Source organism: Virgibacillus siamensis (assembly GCF_900162695.1).
Classification (GTDB): Bacteria; Bacillota; Bacilli; order Bacillales; family Amphibacillaceae; genus Lentibacillus; species Lentibacillus siamensis_A.
On sequence record NZ_FUIH01000007.1, the window covers coordinates 1,100,464 to 1,117,602 of the forward strand.

At 41.5% G+C, this 17,139-nt stretch carries 18 protein-coding genes; all 18 read left to right on the forward strand.

Annotation, left to right across the window (positions count from 1 at the left end):
• Nucleotides 1–9: 9 nt before the first annotated feature.
• The 18 genes from nusA to dapA all read left to right on the forward strand — a co-directional run bounded on the left by nusA (nt 10) and on the right by dapA (nt 16,984).
• Nucleotides 10–1,104: a transcription termination factor NusA gene (gene nusA / locus B1K71_RS09205; protein ID WP_077326199.1), complete on the forward strand. Its 1,095-nt coding sequence runs from the start codon at nt 10–12 to the stop codon at nt 1,102–1,104.
• 15 nt (nt 1,105–1,119) lie between these two features.
• On the forward strand, nt 1,120–1,392 hold the full coding sequence (gene rnpM / locus B1K71_RS09210; protein ID WP_077326201.1) for an RNase P modulator RnpM: 273 nt from the start codon (nt 1,120–1,122) through the stop codon (nt 1,390–1,392).
• Nucleotides 1,382–1,681, forward strand: a complete 300-nt coding sequence (locus B1K71_RS09215) for a L7Ae/L30e/S12e/Gadd45 family ribosomal protein (protein WP_077326203.1) — start codon at nt 1,382–1,384, stop codon at nt 1,679–1,681. The genes rnpM and B1K71_RS09215 overlap by 11 nt, the downstream gene beginning before the upstream one ends.
• 20 nt (nt 1,682–1,701) lie before the next feature.
• Entirely contained in the window at nt 1,702–3,849 is a 2,148-nt protein-coding gene (gene infB / locus B1K71_RS09220; protein ID WP_077326205.1) for a translation initiation factor IF-2, read from the forward strand.
• Nucleotides 3,846–4,124 carry a DUF503 domain-containing protein gene (locus tag B1K71_RS09225; protein WP_077326207.1) on the forward strand — a complete coding sequence of 93 codons (279 nt, stop codon included), beginning with the start codon at nt 3,846–3,848 and terminating at the stop codon, nt 4,122–4,124. Before infB ends, B1K71_RS09225 begins: the two co-directional genes overlap by 4 nt.
• A 33-nt stretch (nt 4,125–4,157) precedes the next feature.
• Nucleotides 4,158–4,499, forward strand: coding sequence for a 30S ribosome-binding factor RbfA (rbfA, locus tag B1K71_RS09230; protein ID WP_077326209.1), 342 nt, complete (start codon nt 4,158–4,160; stop codon nt 4,497–4,499).
• A gap of 78 nt (nt 4,500–4,577) precedes the next feature.
• On the forward strand, nt 4,578–5,453 hold the full coding sequence (gene truB, locus B1K71_RS09235) for a tRNA pseudouridine(55) synthase TruB (protein ID WP_077326211.1): 876 nt from the start codon (nt 4,578–4,580) through the stop codon (nt 5,451–5,453).
• Between the two features lie 38 nt (nt 5,454–5,491).
• Nucleotides 5,492–6,433, forward strand: coding sequence for a riboflavin biosynthesis protein RibF (ribF, locus tag B1K71_RS09240; RefSeq protein WP_077326213.1), 942 nt, complete (start codon nt 5,492–5,494; stop codon nt 6,431–6,433).
• A 151-nt stretch (nt 6,434–6,584) separates the two neighbouring features.
• A complete protein-coding gene (rpsO, locus tag B1K71_RS09245) occupies nt 6,585–6,854 on the forward strand; it encodes a 30S ribosomal protein S15 (RefSeq protein WP_077326215.1) in 270 nt (89 codons plus the stop codon).
• Between the two features lie 126 nt (nt 6,855–6,980).
• On the forward strand, nt 6,981–9,098 hold the full coding sequence (pnp, locus tag B1K71_RS09250) for a polyribonucleotide nucleotidyltransferase (protein ID WP_077326216.1): 2,118 nt from the start codon (nt 6,981–6,983) through the stop codon (nt 9,096–9,098).
• A gap of 98 nt (nt 9,099–9,196) precedes the next feature.
• Nucleotides 9,197–10,144 (forward strand): polysaccharide deacetylase family protein, encoded by a 948-nt coding sequence (locus tag B1K71_RS09255; protein ID WP_077326218.1) that lies wholly within the window; start codon nt 9,197–9,199, stop codon nt 10,142–10,144.
• 43 nt (nt 10,145–10,187) lie between these two features.
• Nucleotides 10,188–11,411, forward strand: a complete 1,224-nt coding sequence (locus B1K71_RS09260) for a M16 family metallopeptidase (RefSeq protein WP_077326220.1) — start codon at nt 10,188–10,190, stop codon at nt 11,409–11,411.
• 54 nt (nt 11,412–11,465) lie between these two features.
• A complete protein-coding gene (locus B1K71_RS09265) occupies nt 11,466–11,699 on the forward strand; it encodes a YlmC/YmxH family sporulation protein (protein ID WP_077326222.1) in 234 nt (77 codons plus the stop codon).
• Nucleotides 11,700–12,277: 578 nt separating this feature from the next.
• Entirely contained in the window at nt 12,278–13,159 is an 882-nt protein-coding gene (dpaA, locus tag B1K71_RS09270; RefSeq protein ID WP_077326224.1) for a dipicolinic acid synthetase subunit A, read from the forward strand.
• 1 nt (nt 13,160) lies between these two features.
• The gene (gene dpaB, locus B1K71_RS09275) at nt 13,161–13,766 is read left to right on the forward strand and encodes a dipicolinate synthase subunit B (RefSeq protein WP_077326226.1); all 606 of its coding nucleotides are present in this window, start codon (nt 13,161–13,163) and stop codon (nt 13,764–13,766) included.
• Nucleotides 13,767–13,802: 36 nt separating this feature from the next.
• A complete protein-coding gene (gene asd / locus B1K71_RS09280; RefSeq protein WP_077326228.1) occupies nt 13,803–14,846 on the forward strand; it encodes an aspartate-semialdehyde dehydrogenase in 1,044 nt (347 codons plus the stop codon).
• Nucleotides 14,847–14,861: 15 nt separating this feature from the next.
• Nucleotides 14,862–16,100 (forward strand): aspartate kinase, encoded by a 1,239-nt coding sequence (gene dapG, locus B1K71_RS09285; RefSeq protein ID WP_077326230.1) that lies wholly within the window; start codon nt 14,862–14,864, stop codon nt 16,098–16,100.
• 17 nt (nt 16,101–16,117) lie between these two features.
• Entirely contained in the window at nt 16,118–16,984 is an 867-nt protein-coding gene (gene dapA, locus B1K71_RS09290; RefSeq protein WP_077326232.1) for a 4-hydroxy-tetrahydrodipicolinate synthase, read from the forward strand.
• Nucleotides 16,985–17,139: the final 155 nt, after the last annotated feature.

Genomic DNA, 17,139 nt, shown 5'->3' on the forward strand with positions numbered 1-17,139 from the left:
GAATAAAAAGTGAACAGTCAGTTGTTTGAGGCGATTGATTATTTGGAAAAAGAAAAAGGAATTGATAAAGACATCCTTTTGGAAACGTTGGAAGCTGCTTTAATATCCGCCTATAAGAAGAATTTCAAATCTGCTACAAATGTGCGGGTTGATATTGATGAGGAATCAGGGACAATGCGGGTATTTTCCCGTAAAACAATCGTGGATGAAGTTGAGGATTCGCAAGAGGAAATCTCACTTGACGAGGCTGCAAAAATCGATCCGAATTATGAACCGGGGGATGTCATCGAGGTTGAAGTGACTCCAAAGGATTTCGGACGAATTGCTGCCCAGGCTGCCAAACAAGTAGTTACACAACGTGTTCGGGAAGCTGAACGCGGTGTCATTTTCAGTGAATATGTTGACCGGGAAGAAGATGTTATGACGGGTATTATTCAACGGAAGGATCCCAAATTTGTTTATGTAAATCTGGGAAAAATCGAAGCGAAACTAGCCGAATCCGAACAAATGCCAACAGAGGAATATTATGTCCATGACCGTCTGAAAGTGTTTGTTACAAAGGTTGAAAATACAGGAAAAGGTCCACAAATTTATATTTCAAGATCACACCCGGGTCTTCTGAAGCGTCTTTTTGAAATGGAAGTTCCGGAAATTTATAATGGTACAGTTGAGATTAAATCAGTTGCACGGGAAGCCGGTGACCGTTCAAAAATCTCCGTACATGCAGACGATCCGGAAATCGATGCGGTAGGATCATGCGTCGGACAAAAGGGACAGCGTGTTCAGGTGATTGTAGATGAATTAAAGGGAGAAAAAATTGATGTGGTCGAATGGTCTGAAGACCCTGTGGAGTATGTATCCAATGCACTTAGCCCGTCAAAAGTTGTTGACGTGCTGGTGAATGAGGAGGAAAAAGCAACCACAGTCATTGTTCCGGATTATCAGCTGTCACTTGCTATTGGCAAGCGGGGACAAAATGCAAGACTTGCGGCTAAATTAACCGGATGGAAGATTGATATCAAAAGTGAATCTGAAGCTCGTGAAGAAGGACTTCTTACGGAAACCGGCACCTATTCAGACAACGAGGAAGATTTGTTCGAATAAGGGAGGCAGTTTGTCATGAAACAGAAGAAAGTACCTGAGCGGAAATGCATTGTTACAAATGAAATGAAACCAAAGAAAGACCTGATCCGAGTGGTCCGGAATAAGGAAGGCGATGTTTTCGTTGATCCAACCGGCAAAAAAAATGGACGCGGTGCATATTTATCCCAGGATAGAAATGTTATCGAAAAGGCAAAAAAGACCGGTATATTAAATCGGCAGTTGAACGCGGAAATAGACCTTTCCATTTTCGATGAACTTATGAAAATAGTTGAAGCAAATGAAAAGTAATTATTTGGGTCTGGTTGGACTGGCATATCGAGCTGGAAAGTGCTCGCTTGGAGAAGAAACAATCGTAAAGGATATCAGACAAAACCGGGCGAAGCTGGTGCTTCTCGCAAGTGATACCGGTCCGCAGACAAGGAAAAAAATTACAGATAAATGCAAGTCGAATAATATACCATTCATAATAGCCGATGATAGAGAAACATTGTCAAACGCTATAGGAAAATCCCATAGAGTAGCTATTGCCATTTTAGATGCAGGATTTGCCGCTAAGATCAAATCGCTGCTCGGGTAATTAATTTCGGGGGTGAACGTATGACGAAAATGCGCGTATATGAATATGCCAAAAAGAATAATAAACCAAGTAAAGAAGTCATCAACTACTTAAAAGAATTGAATGTTGAAGTATCTAATCATATGTCGACTATCTCAGATGGGACAATCGCAAAACTGGATCAAAAATTCGCACCAAAACAGGCGAAAAATGATAAGTCCGGCGAAGGGAACAAAGGGAATTCCAGCAAGAATAACCAAGGTTCAAATAAAAAACAGGGCCAAAAATACGATAACCGGAAAAAACCTTCCCAAAAGCAGCATAAAGGAAAGCCAAACAAACAGCATAACCAATATAATAAAAAACAGCATCAAGGAAAAAAAGGCAAAGGAAAGCCTGTACAACAACAGCAGCAAAAGCCGGCAGCCAAGGAAACACCAAAACAAATTAAATACAGTGATACATTAACTGTCAGTGATCTGGCAGGGAAATTGAATAAAGACACTTCTGAAATCATTAAAAAATTGATGTTTTTAGGAGTTATGGCGACCAAGAATCAGGATCTTGATGATGATGCTGTAGAACTAATTTGTGCGGAATATGATGTGGAAGTCGAGAAGGAAATTATTCTCGAAGATACAGATTTCGATAAGTATCTGGAAGAGGATAAAGAAGAAGATCTTGTAGTGCGTCCTGCAGTTGTAACCATCATGGGGCATGTTGACCATGGTAAAACAACACTTCTGGATGCAATCCGTCATACAAAGGTTCAGGAAGGCGAAGCTGGCGGAATCACACAGCATATTGGTGCTTATCAGGTTGAGGATGACGGAAGAAAAATTACGTTTCTGGATACACCGGGGCATGCTGCATTTACAAGTATGCGATCCCGTGGTGCACAAATAACAGATATTGCAGTACTTGTTGTTGCAGCAGATGATGGTGTTATGCCGCAAACTGTGGAAGCAATCAACCATGCTAAAGCTGCTGAAGTTCCGATTATTATTGCGGTGAACAAAATGGATAAAGAAGGTGCCAACCCTGACCGCGTGATGCAAGAACTGACAGAATATGAACTGATTCCGGAAGCATGGGGCGGCCAGACCATTTTTGTTAATTTGTCCGCTGTCAAGCAGGAAGGAATCGATGATCTTCTGGAAATGCTCCTGCTAGTTTCAGAAGTAGAGGAATTGAAGGCTAATCCGAATAAAAACGCGTTCGGAACCGTCATTGATGCACAGCTTGATAAAGGAAAAGGATCCGTTGCTTCTTTGCTTATTCAAAGCGGTACACTGCATATTGGTGATTCAATTGTTGTGGGTAACACGTATGGCCGTGTGCGTGCAATGGTTAATGATATGGGACACCGAGTCAAGCAAGCTGGTCCATCGACACCGGTAGAAATTACTGGACTAAATGATGTTCCACAGGCAGGCGATCAATTTCTTGTTTTCGATGATGAGAAGAAATCCCGTTCCATTGGAGAGGCGCGCCATCAAAAATACATTCAGGAAAACCGTTCGGAACAGACGAAAGTCAGCCTGGATGATCTGTTTGAACAAATTAAACAGGGTGAAATGAAGGAAATAAATATAATTATTAAGGCTGATGTTCAAGGATCCGCTGAAGCGATGGCATCCTCTCTCAGAAAAATTGATGTAGAAGGCGTTAAAATTAAAATCATTCATACCGGTGTAGGTGCAATTACAGAATCAGATATTATTCTGGCATCAGCATCCAATGCAATTGTTGTCGGGTTCAACGTACGCCCGGATGCCAATGCGAAAAAAGCCGCAGAATCAGAGAAAGTGGATGTACGGCTGCACCGTGTTATTTACAAGGTTATTGAAGAAATCGAGTCCGCCATGAAAGGCTTGCTTGATCCGGAATACGAAGAGCAGGTCATTGGACAGGCAGAAGTACGTGAGACGTTCAAAGTTTCCAGAATCGGGACAATTGCCGGAAGCTATGTAACCGATGGTAAAATTACACGTGATTCAGGTGTCCGTCTGATTAGAGATGGTATTGTGCAATTTGAAGGTGAAATTGATACATTGAAGCGATTTAAGGATGACGTTAAAGAGGTTGCCCAAAATTATGAGTGCGGAATTACTATAAAGAACTTCAATGACATCAAAGAAGGCGATACAATCGAAGCCTTTGTTATGAAGGAAATTGAGCGCAAATGATTTTGTATGCTGAGGTGGAGTGCATGCTGTATGAAGGGAATTCCCTTAAGCAAAAACGATCCGTAATAAAACGGTTAATTTCCCGATTACGTAATGAGCTGAACATCGCTGTAACCGAGCTGGATTTTCAGGATTTATGGCAGCGCACAAAGCTTGGCATTGTTACGGTTTCCAATGACAGGCAACATGCGGAACAGGTAATGCAGGAAGTATTCCGCATTGTGGATTCCTTCATGGAACTTGAACGTACTATAACAAATGTGGAACGGTTATAATACGTAACACCATTATTATTGAGGTGATTAGAGATGGGTGACATACGTGCGAATCGAGTGGCAGAACAGATGAAAAAGGAAATGGGTGATTTGATCAGTAAGAAAATCAAAGATCCCCGTGTCGGGTTTGTCACTGTCACTGATGTTGAAGTAACAGGTGACCTGCAACAGGCAAAAGTGTTCATTTCCGTGCTGGGTAATGAACAGGAGAAACATGATACGCTTGTCGGGCTGGCCAAAGCAAAAGGGTTTATCCGCTCTGAAATCGGAAAGCGTATCCGGTTGCGTAAGACTCCTGAAATCACGTTTGAATTTGATGAGGCGTTGGAGTATGGAAACCGTATCGAAAAGATATTAAAGGATTTAAACAATTAGGATAGATGTGCAGAAAAAATCTGGCCTCAAACGGGTCAGATTTTTCCATGTACTGAAATAAATCTGGGAGTGGGTTGAATGGACGGCATATTGCCTTTATGGAAACCAAAAGGGATGACATCGCATGATTGTGTCATCAAAGTACGGAAATTGTTTCATTCTAAAAAAGTCGGACATACAGGGACACTTGATCCGGAAGTTGAAGGTGTGCTGCCGATTTGCATTGGGCAAGCCACGAAAATTGTTCCTTTTTTAACAGATACAACCAAGACATATATAGCGGAAGTCACACTGGGAAAAGCAACAGATACAGAAGATGCACATGGCATAATTATCGAGGAAAAGAATGTGAAAACACCTCTTTCTAAACAGAACATTGAAAACGTGTTACAATTATTTAGGGGTGAAATCAACCAGATACCACCCATGTATTCAGCAGTTAAGGTGAATGGCAGGAAACTGTATGAGTACGCCCGGGCAAATGAGTCCGTTGAACGTCCGGAGCGAACCGTTACGATTCACGAATTAGAGATGCTGGAAATGAATGATACTATATTTACGTTTAAGGCTGTCTGTTCAAAAGGTACATATATCCGTACATTATGTGTGGATATTGGCAAAAGCTTGGGATACCCGGCATACATGTCTGATTTAATCCGGATTAGCACAGGATCGATTATGGATAAGGATACCGTTACATTTACAACGATTGAAAATACTCCGGAACGAGGGAACCTGCTGCTGCCTATTTCAAGAGGTGTGGATCATTTAGATGTTTTGGAAGTTGATGAACAGACGAAAATGAAAGTGAAAAACGGACAGAAATTGGGCATCCCGGAAAGAGTGTTGCAAACGGAACCATTTTCGGTTATGTATAAAAATGAGCTTCTGGCGATTTACCGGATTCATCCGGAAAAGAAAGATTGCATTAAGCCAGTACGCGTTTTTAACTGAAAAACGTTAATGAATGAACAAAGTGTAGGTGAAGCACATTGCGAACAATAGAATTGAGTTATCCACATAGATTGGATCGACAGAATCTCCCTGATACAGTTGCCGCGATCGGTTTTTTTGACGGAATACATAAAGGCCATCAGAAAGTTATCAAAACAGCAGTGGAGAAAGCGAAAAAGGACAATATGGAAAGCGCGGTTATTACATTCCATCCGCACCCGTCAGTTGTTTTAAAAAAGGACACGCCACATGTCAGGTATATCACACCGTTAAAAGAAAAGCAGGAGATTCTCCAGCAGATGAATGTTGACCGGCTGTATATTATCACGTTTAATAAAGAACTGGCATCACTGGAGCCGCAACAGTTTATCGATCACTTTATTATTGGACTGAAAATTAAACACCTTGTTGCAGGATTTGATTTCTCCTATGGCCATAAAGGAAAAGGAAATATGAATATCATTGAAAATCATACGAGGAATGAGTTTGATTACACAACGATTGGAAAAGTGGAAATGGCCGAACAAAAAGTAAGTTCCACAAGAATCAGAGAGCTGCTCCGTGCGGGAGATGTGCAAACGGCCAATAGTCTGCTCGGACGCCCGCTGACTATTCAGGGAATTGTTATCGACGGGGAAAAGCGGGGGCGTGAAATCGGATATCCGACCGCAAATATTCAAATCAATCCCGATGCGCTTCTTCCCAAAACAGGTGTATACGCAGTTAAAGTGCAGTATAAAAATGAGACATATGAAGGAATGGCCAGTCTCGGTTATAACCCGACATTTGAAGGGGATCTTGACAAACCAAGTGCCGAAGTGAATATTTTTGATTACAACAACGATCTGTATGGTGAGGAACTGATCATGGAATGGCATAAGTTTATCCGTGATGAAGAAAAATTTGACAATGTTGACGAATTGATTCGTCAGATAGAGGATGATGAGCGCGTGATTCGTGACTATTTTTCAAATGATTAACTGGTAAAATTCCGAGTTCCACTCAATTCGACCTTGCATTTTCGCTGGAAAAGATGTAACCTTAATACTGTAGAACCATCGCTTGGCATATCGTAACTCCGACGAATGCTTGGGGAATGGGGATTAAAAAACAATCATGGAGGTGAGCCATATGGCTATCACAAAAGAACGTAAAAACGAAATCATCAGTGAGTACAAGGTTCATGATAATGACACTGGTTCTCCGGAAGTCCAAATTGCTGTACTGACGGAAGAAATCACAACATTAAACGAACATTTACGTGTTCACAAAAAAGATCATCATTCACGCCGTGGTCTTTTAAAGATGGTCGGTAAACGTCGTAACCTACTTAACTACCTTCGTAAAAAAGATGTTACACGCTACCGCGAACTAATTAAAAAACTTGGCCTACGCCGTTAGGAATTTTAAAAAAAGCAGGAGCAATCCTGCTTTTTTTATACTTCTATTACTTATAAAATTTACATTTCTCCACATTAACTATAAAATGAAAGGTAGAATGTTTTCTTGAAAGGAGTACTTTAACTAATGACAGAAGAAAATCAAGTGTTCTCCACAGAAATTGCCGGAAGAAAATTCACCGTTGAAACTGGAGAACTGGCAAAGCAAGCGAACGGGGCATGTATGATTCGATATGGTGATACATCCGTGTTATCTGTTGCTACGGCATCAAAGGAACCAAAGGATTTACCGTTTTTTCCGTTAACTGTTAATTATCAGGAACGTTTATATGCAGTTGGGAAAATTCCTGGTGGCTTTATTAAAAGAGAGGGACGTCCAAGTGAAAAAGCAACCCTGACATCCCGCCTTATTGACCGTCCGATCAGACCGCTTTTTCCGGATGGCTACCGGAATGAAGTACAGGTAATCAGTACTGTTATGAGTGTTGAGCAGGATTGTTCATCGGAAATTGCTGCAATGATTGGTTCATCCATTGCGCTTGGAATTTCAGATATCCCATTTTCCGAACCAATTGCTGGTGTTGATGTTGGCCGGGTTGATGGGGAATTTATTATAAACCCGACAATTGAACAGCAGGAGAAGAGTGATATAGATCTGACTGTTGCCGGTACGAAAGCAGCCATCAACATGGTGGAAGCTGGTGCACAGGAAGTTCCGGAAGAGGTCATGCTTGAGGCAATCATGTTCGGGCATCAGGAAATTATCCGACTGGTTGAATTTCAGGAGAAAATAATCGAAGCTGTCGGTGTGGAAAAAATCAAACCGAATATTGCTGAATCAGATGAAGCGGTTGTGGCAAAAGTTCAAGCAGAAGCAAAGGACAAGCTGCATGAAGCGATTCAGGTTGAGGAGAAGCATGCACGTGAAGATGCAATAGCTGCTGTAAAGGATGAAGTGTTGGCAGCTTATGACGAGGATGAAGATGAGGCTATTATTAAGGACGTAAAAGCAACGTTGGATAAGATGGTCAAAGAGGAAGTCCGCCGTTTAATCACGAAGGAAAAAGTTCGTCCGGATGGCCGAAAAATTGACGAAATCCGTCCATTATCCAATCGGATTGGGGTCCTTCCAAGAACACACGGTTCTGGATTATTTACACGTGGACAAACCCAGGCATTAAGTGTTTGTACACTTGGCGCATTAGGCGATGTGCAAATTCTGGATGGACTGGATCTGGAAGAGTCCAAACGATTTATGCACCATTATAACTTCCCGCAGTACAGTGTCGGGGAAACAGGGCCAATTAGAGGACCGGGCCGGCGTGAAATCGGACATGGTGCACTTGGCGAACGCGCACTGGAAAAAGTTGTTCCATCAGAAAAAGAATTTCCATATACAATCAGGCTTGTATCTGAAGTGTTGGAATCCAATGGTTCCACATCACAGGCAAGTATATGTGCAAGTACATTGGCCATGATGGATGCCGGAATTCCTATCAAAGCTCCTGTTGCCGGAATTGCTATGGGTCTTGTGAAATCCGGTGATGATTATACAATATTATCGGACATTCAGGGAATGGAAGATGCCCTTGGTGACATGGACTTTAAAGTAGCGGGAACTGCCAAAGGTGTTACTGCTTTGCAAATGGATATCAAAATTGACGGATTATCCAAGGAAATCCTTGAAGAAGCACTTTCACAAGCCAAAAAAGGCCGTCTCCATATTCTGGAATCAATGCTTGATACTATTCAAAAACCTAAGCAGGAACTGTCAGAATACGCACCTAAAATCCTTACTATGGAAATCAACCCGGACAAAATCCGTGATGTCATTGGGCCAAGCGGTAAACAAATCAATCAGATTATTGATGAAACCGGCGTAAAAATAGATATTGAACAGGATGGCAGTGTATTTATTTCATCAACGGATGCTTCTATGAATGATAAAGCCAAACAAATCATCGAAGATCTTGTCCGTGAAGTGGAAGTTGGACAGACATACCTTGGTACCGTTAAACGTATCGAGAAGTTCGGTGCATTTGTTGAGATATTTAAAGGAAAAGATGGTCTTGTTCACATTTCCGAACTGGCTGAGGAGCGAACTAACAAAGTGGAAGATGTTGTCTCCATCGGTGATAAAATCATGGTTAAGGTGAAAGAAATAGACAAGCAGGGCCGAGTTAACCTTTCCCGTAAAGCTGTTTTAAAAGATGAAAAGGAAAAACAGGAAAAATCGAGTATGTAATATAAGAAACAACACAAGAAGCTGGTACCCCAGTTTCTTTTTTATTGCAAACATAACCTGTCCATGTTCCTCATATGATTGATTAAGGGGGGATATGGGTGCATCGTTACCAATCTTTTGTACATATTTGTGTGTTTGTATTTATTGTGCTAATTGCATTTAACGACGATTATAATCCATTCATGATGAATGAGGCTGAGACATTTTCCAATACTGTCATTAAATCGGAGGATTCACTCTACCAGGAAATTAAAGCTAAGCGCGACAAATACAGCAAACCCCCGGTTAATGCGTATATTGACAGAGTATGGAAAAAGACACCGGGGCTGAACGGTATTCAGGTGAATGTTGATAAATCATATGAACAAATGAAAGAGACGGGAGAATTTGATAAAACACTTTTAGTCTATGAACAAATTCCCCCCAAAAAAACATTGGACGAACTTCCGGCTGCTCCGATATACCGCGGTAATCCGAAAAAGAATATGGTTGCGTTTTTGATCAATGTCTCCTGGGGGACTGAACATATTCCGGAAATATTGACGATTTTAAAAAAGCATAATGTGAAGGCAACCTTTTTTATCGAAGGAAAGTGGGCCCAGGAAAATTCCGACTATGTGAAAATGATTGATGAACAAGATCACGTCATCGGAAATCATGCATACAGTCATCCGGATATGGCCAATCTAAGCAAATCGCAAGCAAACGAACAAATTAAACGAACCAATGAGATATTAAAAGCAATCACCGGAAAAACGCCAAAATGGTTTGCACCGCCAAGCGGAAGTTTCAATGATCAGGTTGTCCAAACCGCTGACATGTTAAAAATGGAAACGATTTTATGGACAGTAGATACGATTGATTGGAAGAATCCAACTGTATCTGTTATGATGAATCGAGTGATGGGCGATATTCATCCGGGAGCCACCATCTTAATGCATCCAACAACTTCAATTGTGAATGGATTGGATAAACTGATTGAAAATATTAAAAAAAGAGGGTACCGGATTGGAACGGTGCCAATGTTAATGAGTGCAAAAAGGTAGGGATACAAAATCCCTGTTGATGTTAACTATAGGAGGATTTATTTTGGTAGATACGCATACGTGTAAAAATGGACTTCGTATTGTACAGGAAAAAATTCCGGCAGTACGGTCTGTAACAATCGGAATTTGGGTTTTAACCGGATCCCGAAATGAAACAGAAGAAAATAACGGAATTTCACATTTCTTGGAGCACATGTTTTTTAAAGGGACTAAGTCACGTTCCGCGCAGGATATAGCAGAAGCGTTCGATGCCATCGGCGGTCAGGTAAATGCCTTTACATCGAAAGAATATACATGTTTCTATGCAAAAGTGATTGATACACATAAAGAGTATGCGCTTGAGATACTGGCAGACATGTTCTTTAATTCCGCATTTGATGAAGAGGAAATGGAGCGCGAGAAAAACGTTGTCCTGGAAGAAATTAAAATGTATGAGGATACACCAGATGACATTGTCCATGACTTACTCGCTACCGCTGCATATGGGGATCATCCATTGGGATTTCCGATTTTGGGCACGGAGAAACAGCTTCGCTCTTTTAAACCGGATACACTCCGTGACTATGTGAATAAGCGATATACCCCGCAAAACGTTGTTGTATCTGTTGCGGGTAATGTGGAAGATTCATTTATTCGCACCGTGGAAAGCCACTTTGGCGATTTTTATCGTGAAGGAGACCATTCTGCTTTACAAAAGCCTGCATTTCTTACAAATAATATTGAACGGAATAAAGATACAGAACAGGCACATTTATGCCTCGGTTTTAATGGGTTTGCTATCGACGATGAAGATATGTACAGCCTGATTATCATGAATAATGTGCTTGGAGGAAGCATGAGTTCAAGACTTTTCCAGGAAGTTAGGGAGAAAAAAGGCCTGGCATATGCGGTGTTCTCATATCATTCCTCGTTTCTGGATAATGGTATGCTGACGATTTATGCAGGTACTGGGAATGAACAATTGCCATTATTAAGGGAGACAATTCAGTCAACAATGAATTCGTTAATCAAAGATGGATTGACTGATAAAGAATTGAAAAACAGTAAGGAACAGCTGAAAGGCAGCCTGATGCTAAGCCTGGAAAGTACGAGCAGCAGGATGAGCAGAAATGGTAAAAATGAGTTGCTGTTGAATCGGCATCGTTCAATGGATGAGATGATTGAGGAGATTGACAAAGTTAGTCATGCGAGAATTCAACAGGTTATAAAGGCAGTGTTTGACCAGGAAACGTCAAGTGCTTTAATCGCCCCAAAACAAGAAGCATAGAATTTCTTACCCAGCATATATTCGATAGTAGTCATGGAACATGGAGGGGAATATATGCGGTATAAGGATATTAGCGGCAAGGAAATTGTAAATGTCAACAAGGGTTCCAGATTAGGGATATTAGGGCAGACCGACTTGGAGATTAATGAAAGAACCGGTCAGATTGAATCATTTATCATTCCTAATTACAAATGGTTTGGATTAAAAAAAGAAGGCGCTGAAACGAAAATTAACTGGAGATCCGTAAAGAAAATTGGCGACGACATGATTATGATTGAATTTGATTAGCAGTCCGTAAATAAAAGTCCGGCATCATATAAAATGATGCCGGATTTTTTTTCTGCAGGACATTATAAAATTTTATGCCTGTGTATAATTAGGTTACCGAAAGAGCCACGTCCAGCTCCAGCGCCCAGCAACTAGCAAACTTCACACTCCTCACTACGATAAAGAAGACTTGCCGATTGGTGAAACCAGAGGCTTAGTCGCACTTATACCCTTGTGGTGAAAGTCAACATCGGTTCGAAATAAAAGGAGGGCCGACTAAAACCGGCCTTTGCGGCCAACGTCGGCATACCCCTTTTGCAGGGGCATGTTTCCTTTATCTCATTGCGGTTTAGGTAGATCGGCTAAAACCGCCGCTTTGCGCGGCAACGCCGACCCACCCTGCTTGGCAGGGCGCAGTTTGTACGTTGCTAAACGGGCGCTTACGCTTTTGTTACTGCAGATAGTCCATTCAATAAATTTTTTCCTCAATGATGCCTGAATTCCAGGGATTTTTTAAACTTACAATCACTAACACGTGTCAGCTACATAAACTATAAAGAAATCAAATACGGGTAAGTGTCTGGAGGTATGTAACTACAATGAATCAATCGATTGCTGTAATCGGCGGGGACGCACGTTACCTGGAGTTACTGCGTCAATTGCAGACTTTGACTGATACAACTATTTTTTTAGTTGGGTTTGATAACTTGGAACAAGGATTCACCGGATTGCAACAGACAGATTTTTCCGACTTGGAACCGGAAAAACTTGATGCCGTTATACTGCCGATTACCGGTACAGATCGCGAAGGATACGTGGATGCCGCTTTTTCCGATCAAAAAATTAAATTAACGAAAAAATGGTTTGAAACATTGAATACGTCAGTACTGATTTTTACAGGAATTACAAATGATTATTTGACAGCGATAACCGATGATTTGGATTTATCACTTATACCGCTATTCAGCAGGGATGATGTGGCGATTTATAATTCCATTCCAACGGCTGAAGGAACAATCATGATGGTTATCGAGCATACTGATTATACTATTCATTCATCACGAGTCATTGTCGTCGGATTTGGAAGAGTGGGAAATACGGTTGCCAATAAATTTTCTGCACTTGGTGCGAAGGTTTCAGTCTGTGCACGAAGTATTAAAGATTTGGCCAGGATTACTGAAATGGGTCTGACTGCCTTGCCCTTGGATGATCTTGATAAATATACAGATGAATGTGACTTATTAATTAATACAATTCCGGCACAGGTAGTTCAGAAAGATGCCATTCAACAACTGCCACCGCATGCGCTCATTATTGATCTTGCCTCAAAACCGGGCGGAACCGACTTTAAGTTTGCGGAACAGCGGGGAATTAAAGCGATTTTGGCACGCAGTCTTCCCGGTATTGTTGCACCAAAAACATCGGGAAAAATATTGGCAGATGTGATTAAACAATTTCTCGTGAATGAAAGGGGAGCGTAACATGAAATTAAAAGGAAAGCGGATTGGATTTGGGCTGACAGGATCCCACTGTACTTATGACAAAGTTTTTCCGCAGCTGGAGCGGCTTATGGAAGAAGGAGCGGAAGTAGTGCCGATCGTAACGTATACTGTACGGACGACGGACACAAAATTCGGGAAAGCAGAAGATCATGTTGCAAAAGTAGAATCGATTACCGGCAAAAAAGTAATTACAACGATGCCAGATGCGGAACCTCTTGGACCAAAATATCCCTTGGATTGTATGGTAATCGCACCATTGACGGGAAACTCACTCAGCAAAATGGCGAATGCATTGACAGATTCGCCGGTTTTAATGGCTGCAAAAGCAACGATGCGAAATCAGGGGCCGGTTGTACTGGGGATTTCCACTAATGATGCGCTGGGATTAAATGGCGTGAATCTTATGCGACTAATGGCAAGTAAATTTATTTATTTTATCCCGTTCGGGCAGGATGATCCGTTTAAAAAACCGAATTCTCTTGTTGCTGACATGGATGCTCTAGTTAAAACAGTGGAGAATGCTCTGGAACATAAACAGGTTCAGCCTGTTATTATCCCTCATGAATATGATAGTATAGTAACATGAGTATAATCTATTATTTAGAAATGAGGGGTTAACTTAATGGGAAACAATGGATACAATTTCGCGGTAGTCGGTGCAACCGGCGCCGTAGGGCAAAAGATTTTACAATTATTGGAGAACAAGGATTTGCCGATAAATCAATTAAAACTATTATCATCAGCAAGATCTGCCGGTAAAAAACTAATATTCAAGAATCAGGAAATAACAGTTGAAGTTGCGGAACCGGATAGTTTTAACGATATTGATATTGCATTATTTTCGGCCGGTGGTTCAATATCCAAAAAATTGGCGCCGGAAGCAGTAAAACGAGGTACAGTTGTTGTCGATAACACAAGTGCTTTCCGGATGGATGAAAATGTACCGCTGGTTGTACCGGAAGTGAATGTGGAAGATATTAAAAAGCATAACGGTATCATCGCGAATCCAAATTGTTCAACGATTCAAATGGTTGCAGCTTTGAAGCCGCTCGACGAGGCATTTGGTCTGTCACGAATTATTGTCTCAACATATCAGGCAGTTTCAGGGGCTGGAAATCAAGCAAATGAAGAGCTGAAAAACCAGTCCCGGCAATTTTTGAACAATGATGAAATGAAAGCCGAACTGCTTCCTGTCAAAGGGGATAAGAAACATTTTCCAATTGCGTTTAACGCACTTCCACAGATTGATATGTTTCAGGATAACGGATATACGTTTGAAGAGATGAAAATGGTTAATGAAACCAAAAAAATTATGCATCTGCCGAAATTACCTGTATCTGCAACCTGTGTTCGTCTTCCATTCTTCCAGTCACATGCGGAGAGTGTTTATGTTGATGTTGAAAAAGAAGGATTGTCTGCTTCGGATCTGCAAGATGTTTTACGTAAAGCAGAAGGGGTAATTCTAGAAGATGACCCGTCTAATCAAGTTTATCCGACTCCATTAAGTGCAATGAATAAAGAGGAAGTTTTTGTAGGGCGAATTCGGAAGGATATGGACCATGACAAAGGGTTCCATTTATGGGTTGTGTCCGATAATCTGATCAAGGGTGCTGCTTTGAATACAATACAAATTGCAGAACGTTTAATTGAAAATAAATGGCTTTAAAACTGAGGTGTTAGTATGCAGATACTGGTTCAAAAATTTGGCGGAACCTCTGTTCAAACAGAAGAAAACCGTAATCATGTAATAAATCATGTTAAAAATGCGCTTGTGCAGGATAATAAAGTAGTAGTTGTTGTATCTGCATTGGGAAGAAAACCTGATCCATATGCGACAGATACATTGCTGGAGCTGGTCGATTTCCCTTCCAATCAAAATTCCAAACGGGAAATTGACCTATTAATGTCATGCGGAGAGACAATTGCGTCTGTTGTCCTGTCCAGCGAGCTTCAGAAAAAGCATATACGTGCAACTGCTTTGACTGGTGCACAGGCAGGATTTATTACGAATGACGATTTTAATCAGGCCAAAATAAAAGAGGTAAAAACCGAGCGGATTCTAAAAGAATTTGAACACCATGATGTCGTCGTTGTCGCCGGTTTTCAGGGACAAACAACTGCCGGTGAAATTACAACAATCGGCCGCGGGGGCAGTGATACAACTGCTGCTGCTTTAGGTGCTGCATTAAATGCAGAACAGATTGAAATATTTACCGATGTTAATGGTATTATGACGGCTGATCCGCGAATGGTATCATCAGCAAGACCACTTGATGTTGTGACGTACACAGAGATTTGCAACTTGGCATATCAGGGAGCGAAGGTGATTCACCCGCGAGCGGTGGAAATTGCTATGCAGGCAAAAATACCAATCCGTGTCCGTTCAACATATATGAATGATGAAGGCACATTGGTAACCTCATCCCGTGTACAGGGAAAGGGAAAAGATATTACTGACCGGCTGATAACCGGCATCGCACATATGTCTTCCATTACACAAATTAGGATACAAACGAAGGAAGAGGCCCACCGCTTGCAGTCAGAAGTTTTTAAAGCGATGGCAGAAGCAGGGATATCTGTGGACTTTATTAATATTTCACCGTCAGGGGTCATATACACTGTTCCGGAAGCCCATACAGAAAAAGCATTGCATATCCTGGAAACTTTAGGATTTCAACCTGAGATCACAGAGAATTGTGCAAAAGTATCTGCAGTTGGGGCAGGAATGACAGGCGTACCCGGGGTCGCATCTCGAATAGTTCAGTCACTGACAAATGCCGGAGTGCAAATATTGCAATCGGCCGACAGTCATACTACGATATGGGTGCTTATTAATGAGAAAGATTTAAATGCAGCTGTGAATGCACTGCACGATGTTTTTCAGTTAAGCGGCGCCGCCGATGAGTATCCTATTACTTAAGAGAAGGGTGTAAAGACATGAATTTTGGAAGAGTCCTGACAGCTATGGTAACCCCGTTTAATGTAAATGGAGATATCGATTATCAAAAGACTGCTGAACTGATTGAATATCTTTTGGATCATGGAACTGAAGGCTTAGTTATTGCGGGAACTACAGGGGAATCCCCTACACTGACGAAAGAGGAAAAAATCTCCCTGCTTAACCATACAATAAAGACTGTGAATAAACGTGTTCCGGTGATTATGGGTACCGGGAGCAATAATACAGCGGCATCCATTTCCCTAACGAAGGAGGCGGAAGCATGCGGTGCAGACGCAATCATGCTTGTTGCCCCTTATTATAATAAACCAAGTCAACGAGGGTTATATGAGCATTTTTCGGCAATTGCGAATGAGTCGGCACTTCCGGTGATGCTGTATAACATCCCTGGCAGATCGGTGGTCAAGATGGATGCTGATACAATTGTTCAGCTAAGTAAAGTGAAAAATATTGTATCTGTAAAAGAAGCGAGCGGAGATCTTGATCTTATATCGGAAGTAATTGAACGTACCAGTGACGATTTCACGGTATACTCCGGAGAAGACAGCATGACACTGCCATTGCTTGCTGTTGGAGGTGATGGAGTTGTATCTGTGGCATCCCACGTCATTGGAAATGAAATGCAGCAGATGGTTGGAGCATTTCTGAATGGTGATGTAAAGCAGGCTGGCGCATTGCATCGTAAATTGCTCCCTGTAATGAACGGTTTGTTTGCAGCACCGTCCCCTTCACCGGTAAAAGCTGCGCTTCGTATGAAAGGTGTTGAAACAGGAAGTGTCCGCCTTCCATTGCTTGAACTGACCGACGTAGAAAAACAACAGCTTCAAAAAATCCTTACTGTATAAAGTGTGGCTGGGACATATCAAAAGGTGTAATTCAAAAGACGAACAATTAAGAAATTAGCGTAGTATATTTCCGGAGCGGTTATCCGCTCCATTTTCTTGTTCGGATTTTTCTTTGGATAATACACTTTTGTCCCGGCCATTTTTATTTTGCCTTA

Bases quoted from the DNA above. Each gene is read 5' to 3' on its own strand.
- asd (WP_077326228.1), top strand. From the start codon at position 13,803: ATGGGAAACAATGGATACAATTTCGCGGTAGTCGGTGCAACCGGCGCC.
- B1K71_RS09265 (WP_077326222.1), top strand. From the start codon at position 11,466: ATGCGGTATAAGGATATTAGCGGCAAGGAAATTGTAAATGTCAACAAG.
- rbfA (WP_077326209.1), top strand. From the start codon at position 4,158: ATGGGTGACATACGTGCGAATCGAGTGGCAGAACAGATGAAAAAGGAA.
- truB (WP_077326211.1), top strand. From the start codon at position 4,578: ATGGACGGCATATTGCCTTTATGGAAACCAAAAGGGATGACATCGCAT.
- B1K71_RS09225 (WP_077326207.1), top strand. From the start codon at position 3,846: ATGATTTTGTATGCTGAGGTGGAGTGCATGCTGTATGAAGGGAATTCC.
- rpsO (WP_077326215.1), top strand. From the start codon at position 6,585: ATGGCTATCACAAAAGAACGTAAAAACGAAATCATCAGTGAGTACAAG.
- dpaA (WP_077326224.1), top strand. From the start codon at position 12,278: ATGAATCAATCGATTGCTGTAATCGGCGGGGACGCACGTTACCTGGAG.
- dpaB (WP_077326226.1), top strand. From the start codon at position 13,161: ATGAAATTAAAAGGAAAGCGGATTGGATTTGGGCTGACAGGATCCCAC.
- B1K71_RS09215 (WP_077326203.1), top strand. From the start codon at position 1,382: ATGAAAAGTAATTATTTGGGTCTGGTTGGACTGGCATATCGAGCTGGA.
- pnp (WP_077326216.1), top strand. From the start codon at position 6,981: ATGACAGAAGAAAATCAAGTGTTCTCCACAGAAATTGCCGGAAGAAAA.
- rnpM (WP_077326201.1), top strand. From the start codon at position 1,120: ATGAAACAGAAGAAAGTACCTGAGCGGAAATGCATTGTTACAAATGAA.
- dapA (WP_077326232.1), top strand. From the start codon at position 16,118: ATGAATTTTGGAAGAGTCCTGACAGCTATGGTAACCCCGTTTAATGTA.
- dapG (WP_077326230.1), top strand. From the start codon at position 14,862: ATGCAGATACTGGTTCAAAAATTTGGCGGAACCTCTGTTCAAACAGAA.
- infB (WP_077326205.1), top strand. From the start codon at position 1,702: ATGACGAAAATGCGCGTATATGAATATGCCAAAAAGAATAATAAACCA.